Consider the following 22,705-nt stretch of genomic DNA (forward strand, 5'->3'; position numbering starts at 1 on the left):
AAGCTCATGATAGAAATGTTGCCCTTTGAAATAGCCGGAAAATTATACAAGGGAGTATGTGTACAGTTGCCAAAAACATCTCTCCTGGTGATATCAGGACAGGAGGGGTATATTATGTGCGGAGCATTGGATATTGGGTTATTGAATGAAAGGCTTAATGGACGTGGGATTATCGCCGGCAGAGCCGTAGGGGTACGTACCTTTGAAGAATTACTAAATGCTCCGCTCGAATCGGTCACCGATGAAGCTAAAAAGAGAGGGATTATCCCGGGAATGATTGGAAAAGATGCGATTCAGTTCATGTAGAGTATTCCTCGATATAGGGAATGCTCTTCTTTTTTGGATTCAGATACATTTTAGAACTATTATAATGCTGGAGTTTGGATAAACTCATTTTTTCTAAAAAAAGCAATTATTTATAATATATTCCAAAAATTAAAAAGATATTTGGTTTAATCTGTTATAATAAGTGGAAAGATGTCAAATTATAGACATTTTAATCCTTTTCCTTAACAGAGGTATAAAAAATGAGAATCATTCAGACAGCTTATTTATCATCGGGTGCCGTTCTAGGAAAGCCAATCGTTGATATGAAGGGCCGGATCCTCTTGAATAAAGGTGTGCAAATTACAGATTGGCACATTAAACGGCTGCAGAAATACAATATCCTATATGTTTATATTGATGAAGTAGAAACCAGTCATATAATTCCTGAAGATAGTATTCCTGATAAACTCCGAAGAGGAGCTATTGTGACAATTAAAGATACTTTTGAGAATATGAAAGACGAGATCAAGCAATCTAAAAGTATGGTTATAGATCATGCTACCCTTAGCATGTCAAAACTTATCGATCAACTTACAGATGAATTAAAAGGTCACCAGGATTTATTTCATATTATTTCTGATATCTTTACATTTGACAACTATGTTTTTAATCATTCTTTAAATGTTACGTTATACTCACTCGCCATAGGATTGGAATTGAAATTAAAGCCAGAAACATTAAAAACTTTAGGACTTGGTTCCATTCTGCATGATGTGGGAAAAATGACCGTTCCAGAAGAAATCCTCTTTAAACCTGGCAAACTGACGGAAGAGGAATTCCATTTGATTAAACAGCATTCGGAGGATGGGTTCAACATACTCAGACAGGTCCATAGTCTTTCATTACTCGTTGCTCATTGTGCCTATCAACATCATGAACGACTTGATGGAAGTGGATATCCCCGCGGGCTAAAAAGCAATGAAATCCTGTACATGGCTAAAATTATTGCTGTCGCAGATGTTTTTGATGCTGTTACATCTAACCGGGTATATCGGAATGCCATGTTGCCAAGTGAAGCTTTGGAACTTTTGTATTCAGGCGTCGGCACGAAGTTTGATAGAGAAGTTGTAGATGCATTTAAGAGATCAGTAGCCATATATCCAGTAGGTATAGCAGTGGTATTAAGCGATGAACGCAAAGGGATTGTATCCAGGCAAAATATAGGTTTTAGCGATCGTCCAGTCATAGAAGTGTATGAAAAAAATGGTGAACCTTTACCATTTAGGTATGAGGTTGATTTGAAAAGCCAGTTGGATGTCACCATTCAAAAATGTGACGTCACTTACAGCAGCCACTCCCAGAAATTAAGCTAATAATCCCGTCCTTACAAGCATAGATATACTTGTAAGGAGGGGATTTTTTATGAAACGAATTAGAAGGAAACGAACTATTATGAGAGGTCCCTTGCCTGTTAAACATGTCCTCCTTATTACGTTTCTTTTCTTTATCGCAACAAGCTTGCTCAGCCTTTGGATTGTGAATGCAGCTATTGAACCCACATTGATGCGTTATGCCGAATCTGAAACCAAAAAACTTACCAGCTTGGTCATTAATCATGCGATAAAAGAAACCATTTCCAAAAATAGTGATATGAATGAAATAATTACAGATATACCGAAGCAGGGAGATAATATAGCAGTGGACGGAATCCAGTTTAACACTGAAATTATTAACAGGATTCGTTCAGAAACTTCTTTACTTATTCAAAAGCAATTAAGTCAAATAGAAAATGGCAATTTATCATCCTTTGATTATTTAAAGGATCAAGTAATGGCAGAGTCAAAACGTTCAAAAGGAACCATTCATGAGGTACCCCTTGGGAAAGCTACCAATAATGCTTTATTGGGCAATCTTGGTCCCAAAATCCCGGTGAGAATGGAAACCATAAGTGATGTTCAAAGTGACGTAAAAACAACTTTGGAGCCATATGGAATAAACAACGCACTCATTAAAGTCTATTTAGAGGTTGAAGTTCATGCACAGGTAATTATTCCATTTGCTTCAAAGCCAACGAAGATTACCACAAGTATTCCAATGGGGATGAGAGTCGTTTCCGGTCATGTCCCAACTTATTTTAATGGCAGTGGAACAGGGGGAAGTCCAGCCATTCAAGTGCCGACAAAATAGAGGTTCTGTTAGGAATTGGTCCCCTTTGGTTGTTTAGTTTTAATTACACCTCAGGGAAGCTTTAAGTGAACGCTTAAATGTATTTAAAGATGAAAGACAAAGTGAAAGGCCTGAATTTTGTTTCATGCAGGATTCAGGCCATTTCTTTATTTACAAGATATATCCGTCTTTTTCATATCAGTTCAAAATTTTCACTTTGCTTTTGCAGCTCGTTCTTTCCTCTCCCAAAGTCTTAAATATGGATATGGATCAAAGGACCATTCAGTTCGTCCGTTTTCTTTATACATTCCGTAATGAAGATGGGGAGGGAATTTTCCTGATGTGCCGGGTGGGCCATAGCCAGAACTGCCAACACCGCCAAGGAGAGTACCTGGTTCAACTAATTGGCCGACCTTAATCCCTTTTGCAAAACCATTCAGATGGGCGAAATAATGATAGGTGTTATTAATATCACGAATCCCGATTCTCCATCCACCGAATTTGTTCCAGCCTTTCAGCTCAACAATTCCGTAACAGGTAGACCTGACAGGTACACCATAATTTGCGAAGATATCTGTGCCTTCATGAGTTCGGCGGCCACCCCAGCCGCGGGCAACTCCCCATGTGCTGTTATATGTATAATGGCTGCCGAGAGGTACAGGGAAAGCTTTTTTCTGCAAATCAATGGTTTGATGTTTTTTAAATAATTCAGCATTGCTCATAATAATACTCACTGCCCTGTCCCTTTTATAGTATTCCCATATTCCAATACGGAAATTATCCTTATCTATTCCATAAGAAAGCAAATACTGATTGATTGCAGCTAATTGATCATATTCATTGGAACGATCTGCTTTTCCATCCTGATCACCATCTAGCCCCATGCCCCCAAAAAAAGAAATAGTTAATGGGTTAGTGTCTTCATTATTTAAATTTGCAAGGCCGGTCCACTTATCAGGGGGGATTAGAATACCTAATATATTAGGGTCCGGGAGATCTTTTCGAGCTAATCTGATACTTCGTTCATATTGGTCAAAAGCAGCTATATAATACCAGGGTAGTAGGGTGGAGTCTTCGACTTGTTTGTACAATTCCATTCGTTTTTTAATTAGTTGCTGCTCATCTTGACTAGCTGCAGCCTGCATGGGTATACAAGTAGAAATCGTAGCTGCCAGGATGAATAGAATCAATACGCGATAGAACATATGGAACACTCCTTTACTTGTTCGTTAGTATACCGAAAAATATGGATGATTATTTTAGTTGGAAATTGGAAAGTAATTGTAATTCATATAAGATTGCTCATCCTACTAAGAGCAGGTAAAGGGTAGTAAAGTAAATGGAAGACAATTATGCACCATTCGAAGACGCAAATAAAAAACTTCATGGTTATATGTGGAGAATGATATAATAAGGAAACAAATCATGGATGAAATGAGTAAGAGGTGAACAAATGATTACCATTAATAACACTCAATATGAGATTGTAGAAGAATATGGTGATGGGTTTAATGAAGAAACTTTTAAAAGCCGTTTCAGTGAGATATTAAACCGCTACGACTATATTCTTGGGGATTGGGGATATGGGCAGCTTCGCCTTAAAGGTTTTTTTGATGACCAAAATCAAAAAGCATCGTACGATAATAAGATCAGCACCATCAAAGAATACCTTTATGAATACTGTAATTTTGGCTGTTCATACTTTATCTTAAAGAAGACTAAAAAGTAATTGAAAAGCCCTCCATTTTTTAATGGGGGGCTTTTATGCATCGATTATGCTATTAGATAATCTCGTCTAAAAACTTCTTCCAATCCAGTGCCTCATCACTCGTAATAGAAAAAGCGTATTCCAAATAACCGGGCTCCTCCAAATCATCTGGACCAATAATGGCAAATCGATTTCCCTGCATATCCAACACGAGTGTTTTTCCATAAAAACGATCGGTTCGGGTTAAAGCAAGGTCAATTCTGCTGTTGTCCCCCATAAAACTGACAAACCTTGTTTTCGTATCAAGTGTATCATCATAAAGAAAAAATTGTTCTGACATATAATCCCTCCGCCATTTTGATTTGTAGTATTTCACCTTTTAAATGTATAGCTTTTATTTTGTTCAATTATTGTATTATTTTAACATTTTTCAACAAAAATTTATAAAAAAGGATATAATAGGTTTATAATAAGTGTTCAGTATACTGGATATAAATTCCTACTATGCTTCTGTGAGAGGATTGTGTAATATGGTTCGTACCAATAACGGAAGAGTGAAATGGAATAAATGGCTATCCTTTTTTCTTCCGGATTCCAGACTTCTGTTCTATCCTCCAAAATTCACAATGAGAAACCCAATTGTTTCTAGGATAACAAAAGCATTTGGAAATCAAAATGAAATCGCTGTCGTTGTATTTCATTTGAGCAAAATGGATGAATTGAAGGAAATGGCGGGTGAGCAAGCCTATTATTCCTTCTTTTATGAGATGAAAAAAGACTTTGAGGACGCTATTAAAACATATATTTGTACGACAGATATTATGGGTGTTCAGGATTTTAATCGGGATAGTATTGTCTTGTATGTGAAGATGCCGTTGTCCACACCAGACGCCGATCCATTGGATAATATCATAGTAAATATACACCAGTCAGTCATGACATCTCATGTATACAGACATTCACCAATTGAGTTTACAGTTGGACATGGGTATATGTACTGTGACCGTACATATAAAAATGTCGAAACAGCAGTTAATCGGGCATTCGTTTTGGCACATTCGATGGCTCGTAATGAAGTAGAGCCGGATTATAATGAAATGATTCATCAGCTTACTGGTATTATCCATGATAAATCGATTCGCCTGATGTCACAGGCTATATTAGATGTAGAAACGGGCAAAGTGAAAGCCTGGGAAATGCTGTCGAGAGGTCCAGCTGGAACGAAGCTTGAAAACCCTTTAACGTTATTTGCTGTTGCTAAACAAACAGGCAGATTGTTTACCCTTGAAATGATTGTGCTGGAAAAGGTATTTCAGCATATACAAAAGACAGAAATAGAGGGCGATATTTTTATCAATTTCACACCCATTACGATGGGAGAACGTAATTTTTCACGTCATGTAGAGATGCTATTAAAGGAATATGAGATAGATCCGTCTATGGTTGTATTTGAAATAACAGAAAGAGATTCGATTGAAGGAATTCATTTATTAAGAGCAAATGTATGCTATTTGCGTTCAATTGGAATCAGGATTGCTATTGATGACACAGGAGCTGGCTATGCGAGCTTGCATATTATCGGTGAAGTATTGCCTGATATCATAAAAATCGATCGTACAGTCATACATAATATTCATTCCAACAGTGTGAAAGAATCTATGCTTAAAGGCTTGCTGCTAATTGCTAAAGAAACTGGTTCCCTTGTCGTGGCAGAAGGAATTGAAAATGAAGATGAAGCCAAAGTGATGAAACGGAATAAGGTAGACCTCGCTCAAGGATATTTTTATGGAAGACCACAATTTCTTGAACTTTCGTTGGCCACCATATAAGCTTATAAAGATAATCGATATGGTGAGATGATGAGGAGGAATACAGGATGTACTTCGTAGATCGAGAAGCAATTGAGGATAAACTGTGCTATATAGAAACACAGACAAATCTACTGGAGAGTAAAGAAGATTGGACTGAATCAGTTATTGAGAGTCTGGCATTAGAGCGTATCTTTCAAACAACCATAGATGCAATCCTGGATGTCGGAAATGCAATGATAGATGGTTTTATCATGAGAGACCCTGGCAGCTATGAAGACATTATTGATATCTTGCTGGATGAAAAAGTGATTGGCACAGAAATGGAGCCGAATTTAAAAGCATTGCTGCCCTATAGAAAAGCACTCGTACAAACCTACACAGCTATTCATCACGAGAACCTGCAAAAAGCAATCTATGAAAATTTGAGCACCATTCAACAGTTCCCAGCATGTGTAAGAAGCTATATTGAAACTGAGTTAGGTGTCGTGACCGCTTTTAAACCATATAATAAATTATAGTACATAGAAACGATGAGCCGGTATGCTTGTCGTTTATTTTTTATTTCCAAATTGGCGGGAATAGAGCGGAAAACGGGAATAATCGAGCCGAAGTGAGCGGAAATCGAACCAAAGTGAGCCGTAAACCAGCCATAGTTGACTAAAATCCAGCCAAACGCTCTTTCCAGGGGGAAAAGAGAGTCTGTTTTAACAAATATAAATGAAGAGTGCGGCCAAGGAAGGCGGAACCCGAGCCAAAGTGGGAGGGAATAGAGCAGGAAACGGGATAATCCAGCCGAAGTGAGCGGAAATTGATCTAAAGTGAGCCGTAAACCAGCCGAAGTTGACTAAAATCCAGCCAAACACTCTTTCCAGGGGTAAAAGGAGAGCTCAATTTCAAAAAAACAAACTGGGTAACCTTTCTGCAAAATTTGACATACTAAATAAGGAATAATATATAAAGCCCTATTAAACATAGGAGAGCTATCTAACGGGCTTCCGCTTTTCGATTGAATTCTACTGTGGTAAAGTAAATGGAGTAAATCTAACACGTCCAGGAGAGAACAAGCGTATGAAAAAGTATAAAGGTTATTTAATTGATTTAGATGGAACGATGTACAAAGGAACGGAAAGGATACTGGAAGCTGTCCATTTTGTGCAAGAACTTAAGAGACAGGATATTCCTTATTTATTCGTAACGAATAATTCATCACGTACTCCTGAGCAGGTAGCTGAAAAGCTACGTCAATTTGAAATTCCTGCTACAGGAGAGCAAGTGTTTACAACAAGCATGGCTACCGCAAACTATATATATGAGAAAAAACAGGATGCCTCCGTTTTTATTATCGGTGAAGACGGTATCATTGAAGCATGCAAAGAAAAAGGATTTGCCTTTAAAGAAGAAGATGCTGATTTTGTAATTACTGGTATTGACCGTGGTATTACATATGAAAAATTAACGGTAGCCTGTCTGGCTGTCCGTAATGGAGCCACATTCATTTCAACCAATGCAGATATTGCGATTCCAACGGAGAGAGGCCTGTTACCGGGGAACGGATCCTTAACTTCCGTTGTTACCGTATCCACACAAACGGAGCCTATTTTTATCGGAAAGCCGGAATCTATTATTATGGAACAGGCCATGAAGGTACTCGGATTAGCTAAGGAAGAAACCCTAATGGTTGGTGACAACTATGATACAGATATTATGGCTGGAATAAATGCCGGAGTTGACACACTGCTTGTTCATACAGGTGTTACGACCCGAGAACATTTAAACGGGTATGATCAAAAGCCGACCTATACAATCGATTCATTGGATCAATGGACCATCTAATTTTAAAAAAAGGGTCTCACATCTAAGGAAATATTTCCTTTAAAGTGAGTCCCTTCTTATTTTATGTCTATTCCACATTTTCAACACGATGTGCCAAGCGACTTGAGGCTGCAGCTGCAATGGCTCCAACGATATCATCAAGAAAAGTATGGCATTTTCCAGTTGATTTATCATTTAATTCTTTCAGTATCCCTGGTTTAAGCTTATCGACATATCCATAGTTGGTAAAGCCGATGGATCCATATACATTAACAATGTTTAATGCAAGATTCTCATCTACGCCATACAAACCTTCATCGCTTTTAATAATGGACTGTATAGGTTCCTCCAATAACCCCTTTTCAGCTAACATATCTAACTGAATGCCTGTTAAAATAGCATTTTGAACCTCACGTTTAGCAAGAACGCGTTCCACATTGTAAATACAATCTTCCAATTGCAAGTTTTCATGATACATATGTTGAAGATACATGACTAATTCACCGATTTCCTTGATTGATACACCACGGTCATTTAGCCATTTTCGTGCAGTCTGTTCGGTTTTATCCATGGGTTTGCCTTTCATAAAATATACACCGACTTCCATTTATAGTACATACAAATAGTGATAAAGAGAAAATGAAACAGCCCCATCATCTTTGCTGGAACGGGATAATCTTTTTTTGTCCTTGATAAATGAGAGAGAAAATCTTCTTTCTATATCTTAGTAAGTTTGGTGAAAAGAGGTGATTAGTTTTTTACTGAATAAGAATGACGAGAAATAAGCTGGAGAGGCAGTTAAGACAGGGAGTACTTAAGGAATAAACTTGAAGCAGAGAAGAATATCCTTTGTAATTGGCAAGAGAATCACTCTTATGCTGAGAGGCTGTTCTAATTATTTTTAAAAAATAGTTAGAATATTATGTATAATAAAACAATAGAGTAAAATTTATTATATTTTTAAACAATTTAAGTTGTAAGCAGGTATATTTATATTTATAATGTCTTTTATACATAGACAAATGTATTTTTAATAAGGACAAAATAGGAGGGATAGGGTGAAACCAATTACTATTGGATTACTGGGGCTGGGAACAGTCGGAACAGGTGTTGTACAAATTATTCAAAACCATCAGGACAAACTGATGCATCAAGTTGGTTGCCCGATTGAGATCAAAAGAATCCTTGTTAAAGATCTAAATAAAGAAAGGGAGATGGATTTAGCGTCTGAACTTTTAACGACATCCCCTATGGAAATCATTTCTGATCCCGAAATTGATATTATCATTGAGGTAATTGGAGGTGTGGAAGACACCTACTTATTGTTGATGCAAGCATTAAAAAATAAAAAACATATTGTAACAGCCAATAAAGATTTAATGGCGGTCTATGGACCGGGTTTATTGCGTACAGCATCGGAGAATGGCTGTGATTTATTTTATGAAGCAAGTGTAGCTGGAGGAATCCCAATTTTACGAAGCTTGGTAGATGGACTGGCATCTGATCACATTACTAAAATAATGGGGATTGTCAATGGTACGACGAATTATATTATGACAAAAATGACCAAAGAAAAGGTTTCTTATCAGGATGCATTAGATGAAGCACAGAAGCTTGGGTTTGCTGAAGCAGATCCAACTGCTGATGTAGGCGGTTTAGATGCAGCAAGGAAAATGGCGATTCTGGCTACCCTGGGATTTTCGATGAATATTGGTTTGAATGATGTAAAGGTTCAGGGAATTACAGCTGTTTCTGAGGAGGATTTAGCACTTTGTAAAAAACTGGGCTATACCATGAAACTACTGGGGGTTGCCAAGAGAAGCAATCAGAAAGTAGAAGTAAGCGTCCAACCTACCCTTTTACCGGAGGAACACCCTCTTGCAACTGTAAACGACGAATATAATGCAGTGTATGTGTATGGTGAGGCTGTTGGGGAAACAATGTTTTACGGACCGGGAGCCGGGAGCCTGCCAACAGCAACAGCGGTTGTATCAGACCTTGTCGCAATCATGAAAAACATGAGATTAAAGGTAAATGGCCGGAGTGCGGTTATACCCCAATTTGAAAAGAAATTAAAGACAGATGAAGAAATGATTAGTAAGTATTTTCTGCGAATACATGTAAAGGATGAGGTCGGAGTATTTGCCAAACTGACATCTATTTTTGCTAATCACGGGATAAGTTTTGAGAAAATTATGCAGCTGCCGATTAAAGTAAATGAATTATCGGAGATTATACTTGTTTCACATCAGGCTCCTTTATCTAATTTTGATCAGGTTTTGCGAGAGCTGGAATCACATGAAAAAGTATATTCGATCAAAAGCACATACCGAGTTGAAGGAGGAGTTTAAGATGAGCTGGAATGGGCTATTACAGGAATTTAAAGATTTTTTGCCAGTGAATGCCAAGACTCCAAACTTGAGTCTGTTGGAAGGGAATACACCGTTGATTCATTGTAATGCCCTCTCAAAAGAATGGGGAATAGATTTATATGCCAAATATGAGGGAGCAAATCCAACAGGTTCCTTTAAAGATCGAGGCATGGTGATGGCAGTGGCGAAAGCAATTGAAGCAGGCAGTGACACAATTATATGTGCTTCAACCGGTAATACATCAGCGGCAGCGGCAGCTTATGCTGCCAGAGCAGGTTTACGGTGTATTGTTGTCATTCCGGATGGCAAAATTGCAATGGGAAAGCTGGCACAGGCTGTTATGTATGGAGCTGAAATTTATGCCATTAAAGGAAACTTTGATCAAGCATTGGCCATGGTTCGCTCAATCAGTGCTCAATATCCGATCACTCTTGTGAACTCGGTAAATCCTTTTCGAATTGAAGGACAAAAAACAGCTGCTTTTGAGATTTGCAAACAATTAGAAAAAGCACCTGATATACTGGCTATACCGGTTGGAAATGCCGGCAATATTACAGCCTATTGGAAGGGGTTTAAAGAATATAATGAGCATTACCAAACCGGTCTCCCGGAAATGAGAGGGTTTGAAGCAGAGGGTGCTGCAGCGATTGTTCATAATCGGGTGTTTGAACAACCGGAAACCATTGCGACTGCTATTCGAATCGGAAATCCGGCAAGTTGGGAATATGCGGTTGAGGCGGTAAAGGAATCGAATGGTAAAATGGATGAAATAACCGATGAGGAAATTGTGCAGGCCTATCAATTATTAGCCAGAAAAGAAGGGGTATTTGCTGAACCGGCCTCCTGTGCTTCTATTGCAGGTATTTATAAACAATTGCAAACTGGTGAAATCAAGAAGGGACAAACAGTTGTCGCTGTGTTAACCGGTAATGGACTTAAAGACCCTGCTACAGCTGTAGAGTGTAGCCATATAACCCCAAAAGTCATTGAAAATGATGTAGATGAATTGGCGAAATACTTTGGCGGTGTATTTCTATCATGAACCAGCCTGGCAAGTTGCACATCCAAGTACCGGCAAGCACAGCTAATTTGGGTCCGGGATTTGATTCCATTGGAATAGCATTAGGCTTGTACTTAAAAATAGAGGCTGTTCTATCTAATGAATGGAAGGTCATCGTGAAATCGGAAGAGCTAAAATCTACGCCTACAGATGAAAGAAATTATATTGTATGTATGGCTAAGAAAGCAGCAACCTATTTTGGAGCAGAAATGCCGGCTTGTAAATTGATTGTGGAAAGTGAAATCCCTTTGGCAAGAGGATTGGGCAGCAGTGCTTCTGCGATTGTTGCGGGAGTCGAGCTTGCCAATGCATGTTGCAACCTGGGATTGAGTAAACAAGAAAAACTGAGATTTGCGAGTATAGAAGAAGGGCATCCTGATAATGTGGGGGCTTCCATTTACGGAGGTTTAATCGTTGGCTTACATAATGATCATGAAACCAATCTGGTAGCCTTACCGATTGGGGATGTTCAGGCGATTGTAATCATTCCTCCTTTTGAGTTGAATACTGAAAGAGCACGCAGTGTATTGCCAGTCCAACTTTCGCATCCTCAAGCGGTTTCTTCAAGTGCAGCAGCAAATATATTAGTAGCAGCTGCTGCCACAAATAATTGGAAACTAGTTGGAGAGATGATGGAGATGGATTGCTTTCATGAAAAGTTCCGCAGTGAATTAATTCCTCACTATTCAAGGATTAAACGGATAGCAAAAGAGGCAGGGGCATTTGGAAGCTCGATTAGTGGAGCAGGACCGACTATTTTCACGTTGGCTCCTCATGAAGCCGTTCCTTCAATTTGTGAGCGTCTGCAAAAGAAGTTCCCAGAAATGACTGTACTGCATGTTCCAATGGTAGATAAGGGAGCAGTTCTCCAAATACTGAAATAAAAACAGCGATTCCACTATAGGGGAATCGCTGTTTATGTTTTGGTGATTAGAATACTTGTTCAACTTCAACAACGCCTGGAACTTCTTCAAGAAGTGCACGTTCGATGCCAGCTTTCAGTGTGATCGTGGAGCTGGGACAGCTTCCGCAAGCCCCTAAAAGACGTAATTTTACAATTCCATCATCCACATCAACCAGCTCGCAGTCGCCGCCGTCGCGAAGAAGAAATGGACGCAATTTATCAAGTACATTCTGAACTTGCCCAAACAACTCTTGTTCTGCCATGGCTATCGACTCCTTTCCTACTCATATTATAATGATTTTACTTTAAAAAAGCTATCTCCTTTCCTTAGCTTACAGTTAAAATTTGTTTCCTTTATTTAAATTATGTAAGATGAAAATAAAAGAGATTAATTAGGGGGAGAAAAGGTGATGGTTGCTAATTTATATGTGTATGGAGCGACACAAATATGTGCAAGCTGTGTTGGGATGCCATCATCGAAGGAAACATATGAGTGGCTGCAGGCTGCTTTATCCAGGAAATTTCCGAATCAGCCATTAACCATTACGTATATCGATATCTATCATCCGCCAGAAGACCCGTCAATAAAAGAAATAGCTGTGAAAGTTGCTGAAGGAGAATACTTTTATCCATTGGTCATCCTGAACGGACAAATAGTCGGTGAAGGAAACCCGAGATTAAGAACGATTTCGGAAGCTTTAAAGGAATATGGCTATAAAGATGAATAGTGAATTTTATAGAAAAAGCTTGCATCCTCTGTTGAACTGCTCCCTTAAAAGTTAGACACGAATCTAACTTTTAAGGGGGCAGTTCAGTTTGGATCTGCAAGCTTTTTTAATCTAAGCTGGAGGCATACAAAGATTAAGCTCCATTACCCATTATGGTATTTGTACATCCATAGAACACCTGACTTTAATAGCCGAGCCATTCTGCCGGTAATGGTACGTTCAGCCATTAAGCCGAAACCATGTTTTCTACCCAGAGATCCGAGAATCCCTTTCAGTTTAATCGGCGGGAAAGATTCAGGGAGCGGTTCTCCGGCCCATTTTTTAAGTAGAACCTGGTAGATTTGTTCTCCTTGTCCTTCTGCCAGCTGTGCACTTGGGGCATGGCCAAGGCTTGCGCAATCTCCAACGACAAATGCATCAGGATATCCCGGAATGGTGTGCTGAGCTGTCAGCTTTATTTTGTTACCGCTGTCTTTTTCAACAGGTAAATCTATGACTGGCCGGACTGGTTGAATTCCGGCTGTCCAAACAATGGCATCACATGGAATGGAAACGTCACCATTATATAGTAAGTTTTGTTCCACCTTTGTAATATTACTGTTCGGCACCAGTTCTACATGATGTTCAATAAACCAGCTTTCCACATAATTACTTAGTTTTGGAGGAAATGTCGATAGGATATGTTCATTGCGGTCAAAAAGCTTAATATTCAAATCCGGGCGCCCTTCAATTAATTCACTTGCTAATTCAATTCCGCTTAATCCTGCGCCAATAATGGCCACTACTTTACCTGGCCCAAGATTATTGAGAGCTTGATAGGTGCTGCGGGATTTATCAATCGACTGTATGCTATACGTATATTCTGCAGCTCCAGGGATATTGTGGTAATTATCTTCGCAGCCGAGGCCGATAATCAGTTCATCGTATGAAAGTGGTTCTTGATCTTTCATCAGAACTTGCTTATTTGGTAAATCTATAGAGTCTACTTCTCCGTACTTATATTGAATTCTTTCATGTTGAGGAAATGAAACACGTATAGTGTGGTCAGAAATGGAACCAGCTGCTAATGCATAAAATTCGGTTTTTAAACAATGATAAGGGATTCTATCGACTAGAGTAACATGAACATCTGCAGGGAAATGATGATCGGTGAGCTTGTTCAATATTCTCATACCACCATACCCACCACCGAGGATGACTAAGTTTTTCATAGAAATGACGACTCCTTTGTTGGATATACATTTTTTCTGATTTTAAATTTTGCTAGAATACTATTTTGGTTTAAAGTATTGGATATATACCATTATTGAGAATAGTTGTTAATATTGTAAAATTCCATACAAAGTATATCGAAAATGAGCAAAAATAACAACTGAATAGTGTATAATTTGTGAAAAGTCTATTTATTTTGTCGATTTATTTTTAAAAAAGGACATTTCCATATTTTTGAGGGAAAAAGGGTAATATAACTTTTGTTTTGTCTAAATTAATTGACTATTATTTCGTTTTAGAGTAGGATTTTGGTGTACTGAGGGGTGACAATTTTATGAAACCAATTATTGAATTCTGTGTCAGTAATCTTGTTAGCGGATCACAGCCTGCTATGGAGATTTTAGATAAAGATCCCAATTTAGATGTAATTGAATATGGATGTCTCAGCTATTGTGGAATCTGCTCAGCCAGTATGTATGCCCTGGTAAATGGAGAAGTTGTGACAGGGAACAGCCCGGAAGAACTGGTCGATCATATTTATGAATATCTGGAAGAGAATCCTATGTTTTAATATAAAAAAGGGAAGAAGCAGGCGTATTATTACGCTTATTTCTTCCCTTTTATCGCGAAAAGGATCAATCCTCATCATTGGCATCTTCAGTATAGGGCTCTTCTTCATAAGGTTTTAAATCTCCAAAGGAAGTCATGATTCCTTCTTCATCCAATAGATCTTTTAATTGCTCAAGCTCCGTTGTGGGATAAATTTGTACATTTTTTCCCTCTATATCGTTCCCGGCGAAGTTTTCTATATCCTCCACATACCCAATATGTTCATCGGAATTCAAATAGACCTGGTCGTAATGCTCTTTTGGATCATAATAATCAGATGGACTATCTGAACTTCCCCATTCTGCAACTGCCTGCCATGAATCTTCTTCATCAAAGCCATTCACTTCAGTTTCATGCTTTTTTTCATATAACGGATGAAGGACTTGTTCCTCTATTGGGCGTTCGTGGGAGACCGTTTGTTCAGTACTGTGCTCGATGCAATAGGTGGAAGAAGGAATGGCTTCAAGCCGTTCAAATGGGATGTCTCTCCCGCATGTTTCACATTTTCCGTATGTCCCTTTTTCTATTGCTTCCAAAGCTCGGTTAACCTGAGCAAGTTCATTCTCAAAATGTTCGTTTAAGGCTAAGTCTTTACCACGTTCATATAATTCAGTGGCGGTATCTGCCGGATGATTATCGTATGTAGAAAGCTCTCCCACATAATTATAAAAATTCTCATCTTCTCCGACGCCAAAATGATTATTCAAGGATATATGATGTTCAAGTTCTTTTTTTTGCTCTACTAGTTTTGATTTAAATTTGGATTGTTGTTCAGAAGAAAGCATTATAGAAACTCCTTTCAGTTTCGTCCTTCTATTTTCCTTCATTCTGTAACGGTTTATGTAAAAAATATAATTCATTCTTTTGGATAAAATAATAAAATCATCTTAGTGAAGACATTTATTTAGATCATGAAATGGAAGCAGTATACCTAATATAGGTGACTTCCAAGGTTGAGGGGACTCGGGTTAATGTATATACTAATGAGTAGAGGATTGATTTTCCTTCTACCATTTTTTAAGGGGGAATGTAGGCGTGAATAATGAAGTTATTATTGTTACGGAAGCGGCAGCTATTCAAATAAATACGATGATAAAAGAAAGCGGCGAGGATCAGCCATACTTACGTGTATCCGTTCATGGAGGAGGCTGCAGCGGTTTATCCTATGGTATGAATTTTGAACAGAAAAAGTCAGAAAATGACCTTGAAACGATTCAGCATGATATTCATTTTCTGGTGAATAAAGAGGATGCAGCTATCTTGAATGGAACGCGCATAGATTATAAACAATCCATGTTGGGCGGAGGCTTTACGATTGATAATCCCAATGCGATTGCTACATGTGGCTGCGGGTCCTCATTCCGTACAGCGAAAGCTACGGGAACTCCCGAACAATGTTAGACTAAAGGTTTATAGAAAAAATCTTAAGAACTGTCTGGCGTAAATATAATAAAAAAGGAATTCAGAATTGAGAACATAAAGTTCTTACTGGTCTGAATTCCTTTTTTGTGGAGTAGAGTGAATTAATCTTTAAACATACTGGTACTGTGAAGAGGTTGGATTCTTGCTTTAGGATCCATATATGCTTTTGCATTGTTAATGGCAGTTGGAGCTTCGCCAAATCCGCTTGCAATCAGCTTCACTTTTCCATCATACGTACATATATCACCGGCTGCATAAATACCCGGTATATTTGTTTCCATTTTACTATTCACAACGATTGAATTCTTTTCAATAGCTAGTCCCCACTCTTTAATTGGACCAAGTGAAGAAACAAAACCAAATGTAACTAATACGTCATCTACATCAATCATTTCTTTATGCTCACCGTTTGCATCATCCAAAACAATTTGTGTGATTTTTTCTTCATCGCCAACTAATTCAGAAGGTATATACGGAGTTTTAATGATTACTTTAGAATTTTTAAGGTTTTCTACACTATGTTCATGGGCGCGGAATTTATCACGGCGATGAACGATTGTCACTTCCTCTGCAATTGGCTCAAGCATCAATGCCCAATCCACTGCAGAATCACCGCCGCCGCACACAACGACTTTTTTACCTGCAAATTTATTCAAATCATTAACAAAATAATGAAGATTTTTTCCTTCGTATTTAGAAGCATTATCGAGTTCTAGGCGTCTTGGCTGGAATGCACCATTGCCCGCTGTAATAATAATTGTTCTGGAATAATGAACTTCTTTATCTGTTGTTAATTTGAAAATGCCGTCTGCCTGTTTATCAACAGTAAGAACAGCTTGTTCCAGACAAATAGTTGGATCAAACTTAGCCGTTTGTTCCTTAAGGTTATTAACTAAATCTTGAGCGAGTATTTTTGGAAAACCAGCAACATCATATACATATTTTTCAGGATAGAGTGCGGATAATTGCCCGCCTAGTTGGGGCAGACTTTCGATGATTTTCACAGAGGCTTGCCTCATACCGCCATAAAAAGCCGTGAACAATCCTACGGGTCCTCCACCGATGACCGTTACATCATATACATTTTGATCTTCATTCACATGATAACCCCCTATATTGGAAAAAATCCTTAATAACATAAATAGTACCATATATTTTGGTATAACGTTCCTCTAAAGGCTAAGAGTGTATATAAAGAAGATAATTTTAATTATTCTAAAAAGTAAAAGCAAATATCGTTGCTTATTAATTTTCTTTTAAAATCCAGTACTTGAAAAATTAACCAAAAGGGAATATAGTAATCTATAGCTAATTGTTAATATTTTGTGACATTTTTATCTATATATACGTGAATGATATCACAATTTATTTTCATTTTATATTTTATAAAAAGGTGGACGTGATACAAGTGAAAAAACCTCAAATCGTTATTCTTGGAGCAGGTTATGGCGGGCTATTAACTGCTAAACGCTTGCAAAAAAAGCTAAATGTGAATGAAGCAGAGATTACATTAATTAATAAGCATCATTATCATTATGAAACTACATGGTTGCATGAAGCATCCGCAGGCACATTACACCATGATAAAGTACGTTACGGCATTAGCAGTGTCATAGATCGGAATAAGGTAACATTGATTGAAGATACCGTTATAGAAATTAAAAAAGATGAAAAAATAGTAATTTGCGAGAATGGTAATGTTTCATATGATTATTTAGTCGTTTCTTTAGGTGCTGAATCTGAAACATTTGGCATTGAAGGATTAAAAGAATATGCATTCAGTATTTCCAGTGTGAATAAAGCACGTCATATTCGAGAACATATTGATTATCAATTTTCTCAATATCAAACAGATAAAAAGGAAGAAAGATTAACGATAGTAGTAGGCGGTGCCGGATTTACAGGTATTGAATTTATTGGAGAGCTTGCTAACCGTATACCGGCTCTTTGCGAAGAATATGATGTAGATCCTATAAAAGCGCGCATTATTTGTGTCGAAGCTGCACCATCCGCACTGCCAGGATTTGATCCGGAACTGGTACAATATGCTGTAGCCCGTTTGGAGAAAAAAGGTGTTGAATTCATGATTGGTACACCAGTTAAAGGTTGTACAGAAGAGGGAATCCTAGTGGGTATTGGTGAGAATGAAATAGAATTAATTAAAGCCGGTACAGTTATCTGGGCAGCGGGAGTCAGAGGAAGCAGTATCATAGAGAAGTCAGGAATTGAAGCGATGCGTGGACGTGTGAAAGTGGAGCCCACTTTACAAGCACCGGGCCTTGAAGATACTTTTGTCATTGGAGATTGTTCATTGATCATTAATGAGGAGATTAATCGTCCGTATCCACCAACTGCTCAAATTTCCATGCAGCAAGCTGAAGTATGTGCAGAGAATATTATTGCATTGCTTCGAGGTGAAAAGCTAAGAGATTTTGTGTACGAACAAAAGGGAACTGTATGCTCACTTGGCGATGATGACGCAATTGGCGTGGTTTTTGGTAAAAAATTAAAAGGTGCAAGGGCATCAGCTATGAAAAAAATCATTGATAATCGTGCTTTATACATCATGGGTGGATTACCCCTTCTCATGAAAAAAGGTAAATTTAAATTAATCTAAATTAGGGTTCGTTATAGATTGAAAGCTGTCCGTTCATTCAGGGCAGCTTTTTGTAAGTTATCTTGTAATTTAAAGAAAGGGTGTTGAAATAAAATGTTGGAAAGAAGCAAATATGTATGGCTGGGTGTAGCGGGACTAGTCGTAACAAAAGACGGCAGGTGGCTCGTTGTGAAGAAGTCATATGGCGGTTTAAAGGGGAAATGGTCTTTGCCGGCAGGTTTCGTAAATCCAGGGGAAACTGCAGACGAGGCTGTGGTCAGAGAAATTAAAGAAGAGACAGGGATTGATACAAAGGTTATTGGGTTATTTGGTCTCAGAACAGGTGTAATACGCAATGAGATTAGCGATAATATGCTGTTGTTTTTACTGGAACCGATTGCTGGAGAGATCATGATTCAAGAAGATGAACTAATGGATGTTGCCTTCATGGATGAACTGAAGATCAAGCGGGATCCGGACAGTTCTCTGCTACTAAAGGAATTAAATGAAAAGCATGCGTCTCTTCATAAAAAACCACTTGAAGGAATCAATCCAGGGGATATATTTCAATATACAGCTTATAAGTTGTTTATATAAATAAATAATCCTTGCGTATTAGCGAGTATATAAAAGGATTGATATTATGATTGCGCTTACATACCATCTATACATTTTTTAAAGCCCTTTTCATTTCCTGTGTTTTCTGTTATATTATCTGAAAATTCAATAAATGGGAGGATGATTAGGTTATGAATCAGAAATCATATCAGTGCACGTATTGCTCCGGAAAAGGTTATTTTCAATTATTGCTTGGTGGATCTGAAACCTGTTCATGCTGCGGTGGAAGTGGAAAAACAAAGAATAAAAAATAATAACATCGGAATATTATTTTCCAAGAACAACCCAATTGACGAAAATTCTTCCATCCTATACACTTACTTTTGTACGACTAAGGGGGAGTATAGAGAATGGGCATGTCGATTCCGGTTGTTATTGTGTCATTTGTTTTATTCTTTATCTTATTTTTTGGGCTGGGGTTTATTTTAAATATGTTGTTTAGAAAGACATGGATTATGACGGTAATCTATCCTTTGGTATCTTTATATTTTATTAATAATCTAAAGTTAACGGAGTACTTTGTAAATCCATCTTCAAGTTTTCAATTATTAAAGGAGCATTTATTCAACCTTGCCCTCGCTGATGCGATTATTCTATTGGGAGGGTTAGCAGGCTCTATTCTATCTGGCATAGTAATTAGAATTCTTCGTTCAAATGGATACAGAATGTTTTGACCTTTACCGAGTAATTGGTAAAGGTTTTTTTATTTAAATTAATCCGTATGCGCGTATACACATTTCTGATAATAGAATAGATTTTCTGGTAATGGGAAAAATGGTTTGTGTGAAAGGAGAAATCATCACATGGACCATGCATTTAAATTAATCAGAGCAATTTCGCTAGTTCTTTTATTACTACTGGCAACTTTTGTTACTCTTTCATATTTTACAGGGATCGATGTTCATGAGTTTCCTGGTTTTCGTCATATACATTCCAAAATAGTAAAGGACAACCTGAGAAAGCCGACAGAAAACAAGTCTTTATCAAGTTACGATACCGCATTAACCACTAAACAAGCAAAATCGGCTTCCTCACTGGAAGATAATGATGATTGGAGTAAATATCCTGCTAAAGAAGTAATCGCTACCGGATATACAGCGGGGTACGAGTCCACCGGGAAAAATCCAACTCATCCTGGATATGGGATTACTTATTCTGGTGTGAAGGTGAAACGGGATTTGTATTCAACAATAGCAGCAGATACTAGCGTATTTCCTATCGGGACTATTCTCTTTATTCCTTCATATGGGTATGGAGTGGTAGCTGATACAGGTTCGGCCATAAAAGGGAACAAAATAGACCTCTTTTATGACAGCGTGGAGGATGTCTATCAGCAATGGGGGAAAAAGCAGCTAAATGTATATGTAATTAGTAAGGGAACAGGCAAGCTAACTGAAGAAGAGCTAAAGGTATTAAATGAAACAGAGAGTTTGCAAGTATTTAGAAATCAAATCATGAACAAAAATTAGAGACTTCTCACCGTTCCTTTTGGGCGGTTTTTTTTGTATTTAAATCCCCCCGTGGCATTTGTTTTTTATATGCTCCCAAATCTAATGGCGCGATTTATAAGTGGCAATAATACTGATACATGGCTTACATCAGAAAACTCCTTAAACTGTATACGAATCCCATATGCATCCATTTCATGAAGGTTTTCGTACATTTCAGCAGCATTTTTGTTCATCCCGCTAAAATGCTGGTTTTCCAGTTCCCCTACACCTATCTAAACATGTAATAGACGAATTTTTATGAGCTGTTTCATTTATTTGTAAGATAAGTGATAATGCGTAATGGGTTCTAAATAACAATGGCAATGGTAAGATAAAGGGGGAGTGCCAAACTGATTATCAGCAAAAGGCACTGGTAAAAGAAAAACGATTAGGAGGGGTTCTATGTTTAGAGTAATCAAAGAAAATCCGAGTCAGATACAGATACCTGTTTTGGTAACAGGGGCTTTTAATCATCCGATTACGCTAGCCGCCATCTTATCGGACGCAGACAAAAAGATGAATGGTAAACTTCAGGAACTAGCTAAAATCGGCGATATTTCTGCTCGAAAGAAAAAAGTATCGACTTTACATACACTTGGTTTAATTCCTCCGGAAAGATTAGTTTTCATAGGTCTCGGCAAACAAAGAGATCTAACATTCGAAGAACTAAAAGAGGCTTTTGGGAAAATGTTTCAGAAAGTTGAAGATAGTGGGTGGACACAGATTGGTGTTGATTTAACCTCATTTTTAACAGATGTCATTACGGTCGAAGATGCTGCTCATGCATTAGGGGAAGCATTTGCATTGTCTACATATGAATTTGAAGGCTATAAGCAAAAGAAAAATGAAACTGCTAAAAAAGTTGAAGAGATTGCTGTTTACACGGATGCAGATCAAGAGCTTGTTGAATCGTCCCTTTTTGTTGGATACACATATGGAAAGGGGACAAATTCAGCTCGTACATTAGTGAACCTGCCTGGCAATATGCTGACATCAACAGACATGGCCAATTATGCCGAAGGATTAGCTGTTAAGTATCAGTTTGAATGTGAAATCCTTGAAAAAGAGGATATGCTGGAACTTGGAATGGGAGCCTTGCTTGCCGTCAATCAAGGGTCGGCTGAACCTCCTAAACTGATTGTCCTGAAATATCAAGGGAAACCTGAATGGACAAATGTGATTGGATTGGTCGGTAAAGGTATTACCTTTGATACAGGCGGGTACTCCCTTAAAACTAAAACAGGAATTGTCGGAATGAAAACAGATATGGGTGGAGCAGCCGCTGTCCTTGGAGCTATGGAGATTATTGGTGAGTTAAGACCTGAACAAAATGTTGTTGCTGTAATACCATCAACGGACAATATGATTTCCGGAAATGCTTTTAAGCCGGATGATGTCATCGTCTCTATGGCTGGCAAAACAATTGAGGTCTTAAATACAGATGCTGAAGGACGCCTTGTATTAGCAGATGCAATCACGTATGCGAAACAGCATGGAGCTGATTATTTAGTTGATGTGGCCACATTAACGGGCGGGGTTATAACTGCTTTAGGTGTTGATATGACAGGAGCAATGACAAATAATGAAAGCTGGTTTGAGGAAGTATTAAAAGCATCTGATGAAGCTGGAGAACCGATGTGGAGATTGCCGATTACCGAAAAGGATAAAGCGCGGGTCCGGAATAGTAAAATAGCTGATCTAAATAATTCTCCGGGAGGAGAGGGGCATGCCATTATGGGGGGAGCATTTGTTGGTGAATTTGCTGAAGACACTCCCTGGGTCCATTTAGATATTGCCGGTACATCCACAAGACGTTCTGGTTATGAGCTTGGCCCATCGGGTGCTACCGGTGTGATGTCAAGGACATTAGCCGTACTTGTTGAACGTTTCGGTTTGGATGGCGAAGAATAATCCAGCCTTCTTAAAGGAA

26 protein-coding genes are annotated in these 22,705 nt (G+C 38.2%); 19 read left to right on the plus strand and 7 right to left on the minus strand.

Going from position 1 to position 22,705, the window contains the following annotated elements:
- Positions 1-6: 6 nt before the first annotated feature.
- The 3 genes from AC4G3L_RS14220 to yunB all read left to right on the plus strand — a co-directional run bounded on the left by AC4G3L_RS14220 (position 7) and on the right by yunB (position 2,454).
- Positions 7-306 (plus strand): YunC family protein, encoded by a 300-nt coding sequence (locus AC4G3L_RS14220; RefSeq protein ID WP_491077633.1) that lies wholly within the window; start codon positions 7-9, stop codon positions 304-306.
- A gap of 221 nt (positions 307-527) precedes the next feature.
- The gene (locus AC4G3L_RS14225) at positions 528-1,640 is read left to right on the plus strand and encodes an HD-GYP domain-containing protein (RefSeq protein WP_491077634.1); all 1,113 of its coding nucleotides are present in this window, start codon (positions 528-530) and stop codon (positions 1,638-1,640) included.
- Between the two features lie 49 nt (positions 1,641-1,689).
- Positions 1,690-2,454: a sporulation protein YunB gene (yunB, locus tag AC4G3L_RS14230; RefSeq protein ID WP_491077635.1), complete on the plus strand. Its 765-nt coding sequence runs from the start codon at positions 1,690-1,692 to the stop codon at positions 2,452-2,454.
- 191 nt (positions 2,455-2,645) lie between these two features.
- On the opposite strand, the gene AC4G3L_RS14235 is transcribed toward yunB, so the two are convergent.
- Positions 2,646-3,638: a M23 family metallopeptidase gene (locus AC4G3L_RS14235; protein WP_491077636.1), complete on the minus strand. Its 993-nt coding sequence runs from the start codon at positions 3,636-3,638 to the stop codon at positions 2,646-2,648.
- 248 nt (positions 3,639-3,886) lie between these two features.
- Here AC4G3L_RS14235 and AC4G3L_RS14240 point away from each other — a divergent pair, with 248 nt between their 5' ends.
- Complete coding sequence (locus AC4G3L_RS14240) at positions 3,887-4,162, plus strand: YutD family protein (RefSeq protein ID WP_491077637.1); 276 nt, start codon at positions 3,887-3,889, stop codon at positions 4,160-4,162.
- A gap of 52 nt (positions 4,163-4,214) precedes the next feature.
- Here AC4G3L_RS14240 and AC4G3L_RS14245 read toward each other — a convergent pair whose 3' ends face one another.
- Positions 4,215-4,481 carry a DUF3055 domain-containing protein gene (locus AC4G3L_RS14245; protein WP_491077638.1) on the minus strand — a complete coding sequence of 89 codons (267 nt, stop codon included), beginning with the start codon at positions 4,479-4,481 and terminating at the stop codon, positions 4,215-4,217.
- A 190-nt stretch (positions 4,482-4,671) separates the two neighbouring features.
- Here AC4G3L_RS14245 and AC4G3L_RS14250 point away from each other — a divergent pair, with 190 nt between their 5' ends.
- The 3 genes from AC4G3L_RS14250 to AC4G3L_RS14260 all read left to right on the plus strand — a co-directional run bounded on the left by AC4G3L_RS14250 (position 4,672) and on the right by AC4G3L_RS14260 (position 7,785).
- Positions 4,672-5,970 carry an EAL domain-containing protein gene (locus tag AC4G3L_RS14250; RefSeq protein WP_491077639.1) on the plus strand — a complete coding sequence of 433 codons (1,299 nt, stop codon included), beginning with the start codon at positions 4,672-4,674 and terminating at the stop codon, positions 5,968-5,970.
- A gap of 47 nt (positions 5,971-6,017) precedes the next feature.
- The gene (locus AC4G3L_RS14255; RefSeq protein ID WP_491077640.1) at positions 6,018-6,470 is read left to right on the plus strand and encodes a DUF86 domain-containing protein; all 453 of its coding nucleotides are present in this window, start codon (positions 6,018-6,020) and stop codon (positions 6,468-6,470) included.
- Positions 6,471-7,020: 550 nt separating this feature from the next.
- Entirely contained in the window at positions 7,021-7,785 is a 765-nt protein-coding gene (locus tag AC4G3L_RS14260) for a TIGR01457 family HAD-type hydrolase (RefSeq protein WP_491077641.1), read from the plus strand.
- Positions 7,786-7,852: 67 nt separating this feature from the next.
- Here the strand turns inward: AC4G3L_RS14260 and AC4G3L_RS14265 are convergent, their stop codons facing one another.
- The gene (locus tag AC4G3L_RS14265; protein WP_491077642.1) at positions 7,853-8,335 is read right to left on the minus strand and encodes a phosphatidylglycerophosphatase A family protein; all 483 of its coding nucleotides are present in this window, start codon (positions 8,333-8,335) and stop codon (positions 7,853-7,855) included.
- 487 nt (positions 8,336-8,822) lie between these two features.
- On the opposite strand from AC4G3L_RS14265, the gene AC4G3L_RS14270 reads away from it, so the two are divergent.
- Genes AC4G3L_RS14270 through thrB form a run of 3 tightly spaced genes read left to right on the plus strand, consistent with a single transcriptional unit; the run spans position 8,823 to position 12,080 of the window.
- Positions 8,823-10,115 carry a homoserine dehydrogenase gene (locus tag AC4G3L_RS14270; RefSeq protein ID WP_491077643.1) on the plus strand — a complete coding sequence of 431 codons (1,293 nt, stop codon included), beginning with the start codon at positions 8,823-8,825 and terminating at the stop codon, positions 10,113-10,115.
- A 1-nt stretch (position 10,116) separates the two neighbouring features.
- Positions 10,117-11,178, plus strand: coding sequence for a threonine synthase (thrC, locus tag AC4G3L_RS14275; protein ID WP_491077644.1), 1,062 nt, complete (start codon positions 10,117-10,119; stop codon positions 11,176-11,178).
- Positions 11,175-12,080 (plus strand): homoserine kinase, encoded by a 906-nt coding sequence (gene thrB, locus AC4G3L_RS14280; protein ID WP_491077645.1) that lies wholly within the window; start codon positions 11,175-11,177, stop codon positions 12,078-12,080. The genes thrC and thrB overlap by 4 nt, the downstream gene beginning before the upstream one ends.
- 46 nt (positions 12,081-12,126) lie before the next feature.
- Here thrB and AC4G3L_RS14285 read toward each other — a convergent pair whose 3' ends face one another.
- A complete protein-coding gene (locus AC4G3L_RS14285; RefSeq protein ID WP_491077646.1) occupies positions 12,127-12,363 on the minus strand; it encodes a NifU family protein in 237 nt (78 codons plus the stop codon).
- 147 nt (positions 12,364-12,510) lie between these two features.
- Between AC4G3L_RS14285 and AC4G3L_RS14290 the strand changes: the two genes are divergently transcribed.
- Positions 12,511-12,828 carry a YuzD family protein gene (locus tag AC4G3L_RS14290; RefSeq protein WP_491077741.1) on the plus strand — a complete coding sequence of 106 codons (318 nt, stop codon included), beginning with the start codon at positions 12,511-12,513 and terminating at the stop codon, positions 12,826-12,828.
- A gap of 143 nt (positions 12,829-12,971) precedes the next feature.
- On the opposite strand, the gene AC4G3L_RS14295 is transcribed toward AC4G3L_RS14290, so the two are convergent.
- Positions 12,972-14,039: an NAD(P)/FAD-dependent oxidoreductase gene (locus AC4G3L_RS14295; RefSeq protein ID WP_491077647.1), complete on the minus strand. Its 1,068-nt coding sequence runs from the start codon at positions 14,037-14,039 to the stop codon at positions 12,972-12,974.
- Positions 14,040-14,374: 335 nt separating this feature from the next.
- On the opposite strand from AC4G3L_RS14295, the gene AC4G3L_RS14300 reads away from it, so the two are divergent.
- A complete protein-coding gene (locus tag AC4G3L_RS14300; RefSeq protein ID WP_491077648.1) occupies positions 14,375-14,611 on the plus strand; it encodes a YuzB family protein in 237 nt (78 codons plus the stop codon).
- A gap of 64 nt (positions 14,612-14,675) precedes the next feature.
- Here the strand turns inward: AC4G3L_RS14300 and AC4G3L_RS14305 are convergent, their stop codons facing one another.
- Positions 14,676-15,434 carry a TraR/DksA C4-type zinc finger protein gene (locus AC4G3L_RS14305; RefSeq protein WP_491077649.1) on the minus strand — a complete coding sequence of 253 codons (759 nt, stop codon included), beginning with the start codon at positions 15,432-15,434 and terminating at the stop codon, positions 14,676-14,678.
- A 250-nt stretch (positions 15,435-15,684) separates the two neighbouring features.
- On the opposite strand from AC4G3L_RS14305, the gene AC4G3L_RS14310 reads away from it, so the two are divergent.
- Positions 15,685-16,050 carry a HesB/IscA family protein gene (locus AC4G3L_RS14310; RefSeq protein ID WP_491077650.1) on the plus strand — a complete coding sequence of 122 codons (366 nt, stop codon included), beginning with the start codon at positions 15,685-15,687 and terminating at the stop codon, positions 16,048-16,050.
- Between the two features lie 122 nt (positions 16,051-16,172).
- On the opposite strand, the gene AC4G3L_RS14315 is transcribed toward AC4G3L_RS14310, so the two are convergent.
- Positions 16,173-17,171 (minus strand): NAD(P)/FAD-dependent oxidoreductase, encoded by a 999-nt coding sequence (locus tag AC4G3L_RS14315; RefSeq protein WP_491077651.1) that lies wholly within the window; start codon positions 17,169-17,171, stop codon positions 16,173-16,175.
- A 299-nt stretch (positions 17,172-17,470) separates the two neighbouring features.
- On the opposite strand from AC4G3L_RS14315, the gene AC4G3L_RS14320 reads away from it, so the two are divergent.
- The 6 genes from AC4G3L_RS14320 (at position 17,471) to AC4G3L_RS14345 (ending at position 22,686) form a co-directional block, all read left to right on the plus strand.
- Entirely contained in the window at positions 17,471-18,688 is a 1,218-nt protein-coding gene (locus tag AC4G3L_RS14320) for an NAD(P)/FAD-dependent oxidoreductase (RefSeq protein WP_491077652.1), read from the plus strand.
- A 96-nt stretch (positions 18,689-18,784) separates the two neighbouring features.
- Entirely contained in the window at positions 18,785-19,264 is a 480-nt protein-coding gene (locus AC4G3L_RS14325) for an NUDIX hydrolase (RefSeq protein ID WP_491077742.1), read from the plus strand.
- Positions 19,265-19,416: 152 nt separating this feature from the next.
- Positions 19,417-19,539, plus strand: a complete 123-nt coding sequence (locus tag AC4G3L_RS14330; RefSeq protein WP_491077653.1) for a YuiA family protein — start codon at positions 19,417-19,419, stop codon at positions 19,537-19,539.
- A gap of 96 nt (positions 19,540-19,635) precedes the next feature.
- On the plus strand, positions 19,636-19,959 hold the full coding sequence (locus AC4G3L_RS14335; RefSeq protein ID WP_491077654.1) for a YuiB family protein: 324 nt from the start codon (positions 19,636-19,638) through the stop codon (positions 19,957-19,959).
- A 129-nt stretch (positions 19,960-20,088) separates the two neighbouring features.
- Entirely contained in the window at positions 20,089-20,754 is a 666-nt protein-coding gene (spsC, locus tag AC4G3L_RS14340) for a stationary phase survival protein SpsC (RefSeq protein WP_491077655.1), read from the plus strand.
- Positions 20,755-21,177: 423 nt separating this feature from the next.
- Positions 21,178-22,686: a leucyl aminopeptidase gene (locus AC4G3L_RS14345; protein WP_491077656.1), complete on the plus strand. Its 1,509-nt coding sequence runs from the start codon at positions 21,178-21,180 to the stop codon at positions 22,684-22,686.
- Positions 22,687-22,705 lie beyond the last annotated feature (19 nt).

The organism is Bacillus sp. z33, assembly GCF_058313615.1.

What these genes read in the sequence shown, in the direction of transcription:
- AC4G3L_RS14235 (WP_491077636.1), bottom strand. Translation starts at nt 3,638, where the DNA reads ATGTTCTATCGCGTATTGATTCTATTCATCCTGGCAGCTACGATTTCT.
- AC4G3L_RS14255 (WP_491077640.1), top strand. Translation starts at nt 6,018, where the DNA reads ATGTACTTCGTAGATCGAGAAGCAATTGAGGATAAACTGTGCTATATA.
- spsC (WP_491077655.1), top strand. Translation starts at nt 20,089, where the DNA reads ATGGACCATGCATTTAAATTAATCAGAGCAATTTCGCTAGTTCTTTTA.
- AC4G3L_RS14305 (WP_491077649.1), bottom strand. Translation starts at nt 15,434, where the DNA reads ATGCTTTCTTCTGAACAACAATCCAAATTTAAATCAAAACTAGTAGAG.
- AC4G3L_RS14295 (WP_491077647.1), bottom strand. Translation starts at nt 14,039, where the DNA reads ATGAAAAACTTAGTCATCCTCGGTGGTGGGTATGGTGGTATGAGAATA.
- AC4G3L_RS14220 (WP_491077633.1), top strand. Translation starts at nt 7, where the DNA reads ATGATAGAAATGTTGCCCTTTGAAATAGCCGGAAAATTATACAAGGGA.
- AC4G3L_RS14225 (WP_491077634.1), top strand. Translation starts at nt 528, where the DNA reads ATGAGAATCATTCAGACAGCTTATTTATCATCGGGTGCCGTTCTAGGA.
- AC4G3L_RS14245 (WP_491077638.1), bottom strand. Translation starts at nt 4,481, where the DNA reads ATGTCAGAACAATTTTTTCTTTATGATGATACACTTGATACGAAAACA.
- AC4G3L_RS14265 (WP_491077642.1), bottom strand. Translation starts at nt 8,335, where the DNA reads ATGGATAAAACCGAACAGACTGCACGAAAATGGCTAAATGACCGTGGT.
- yunB (WP_491077635.1), top strand. Translation starts at nt 1,690, where the DNA reads ATGAAACGAATTAGAAGGAAACGAACTATTATGAGAGGTCCCTTGCCT.
- AC4G3L_RS14250 (WP_491077639.1), top strand. Translation starts at nt 4,672, where the DNA reads ATGGTTCGTACCAATAACGGAAGAGTGAAATGGAATAAATGGCTATCC.
- AC4G3L_RS14285 (WP_491077646.1), bottom strand. Translation starts at nt 12,363, where the DNA reads ATGGCAGAACAAGAGTTGTTTGGGCAAGTTCAGAATGTACTTGATAAA.
- thrC (WP_491077644.1), top strand. Translation starts at nt 10,117, where the DNA reads ATGAGCTGGAATGGGCTATTACAGGAATTTAAAGATTTTTTGCCAGTG.
- AC4G3L_RS14240 (WP_491077637.1), top strand. Translation starts at nt 3,887, where the DNA reads ATGATTACCATTAATAACACTCAATATGAGATTGTAGAAGAATATGGT.
- AC4G3L_RS14290 (WP_491077741.1), top strand. Translation starts at nt 12,511, where the DNA reads ATGGTTGCTAATTTATATGTGTATGGAGCGACACAAATATGTGCAAGC.
- AC4G3L_RS14345 (WP_491077656.1), top strand. Translation starts at nt 21,178, where the DNA reads ATGTTTAGAGTAATCAAAGAAAATCCGAGTCAGATACAGATACCTGTT.
- thrB (WP_491077645.1), top strand. Translation starts at nt 11,175, where the DNA reads ATGAACCAGCCTGGCAAGTTGCACATCCAAGTACCGGCAAGCACAGCT.
- AC4G3L_RS14335 (WP_491077654.1), top strand. Translation starts at nt 19,636, where the DNA reads ATGGGCATGTCGATTCCGGTTGTTATTGTGTCATTTGTTTTATTCTTT.
- AC4G3L_RS14260 (WP_491077641.1), top strand. Translation starts at nt 7,021, where the DNA reads ATGAAAAAGTATAAAGGTTATTTAATTGATTTAGATGGAACGATGTAC.
- AC4G3L_RS14300 (WP_491077648.1), top strand. Translation starts at nt 14,375, where the DNA reads ATGAAACCAATTATTGAATTCTGTGTCAGTAATCTTGTTAGCGGATCA.
- AC4G3L_RS14330 (WP_491077653.1), top strand. Translation starts at nt 19,417, where the DNA reads ATGAATCAGAAATCATATCAGTGCACGTATTGCTCCGGAAAAGGTTAT.